This window comes from Sodalis-like endosymbiont of Proechinophthirus fluctus (assembly GCF_001602625.1).
Classification (GTDB): Bacteria; Pseudomonadota; Gammaproteobacteria; order Enterobacterales; family Enterobacteriaceae.
In genome coordinates, this window is record NZ_LECR01000068.1 from 1 (window position 1) to 310 (window position 310).

The 310-nt window shown below is 58.7% G+C and carries 1 protein-coding gene; it reads left to right on the forward strand.

Annotated elements, in window-relative coordinates:
- The coding region (locus BG74_RS17555; RefSeq protein ID WP_305809580.1) for a phosphopantothenoylcysteine decarboxylase domain-containing protein at nt 1-310 on the forward strand (310 nt) is incomplete at both ends.

Here is a 310-nt window from a genome sequence, read left to right on the forward strand (position 1 = left end):
GCTGGTGCTGGTGGACCACGTAGCACGGCATTTCACCCCTGATCGCTCGCTAAGCCACCTCAATATCATGATAACTGCCGGGTCGACCCGAGAAGCGCTGGATCCAGTACGTTTTCTCAGCAATCACAGCTCGGGAAAAATGGGATTCGCCATCGCCCGAGCCGCCGCAGCCAAAGGCGCGCGGGTCACGCTGATAGCTGGCCCCGTCTCCCTGCCAACTCCTGCAGATGTGGAGCGTATCGACGTGACCAGTGCTCTGGAGATGCAGGACGCGGTGATGCACTCCATCCACCAACAACACATTTTCATC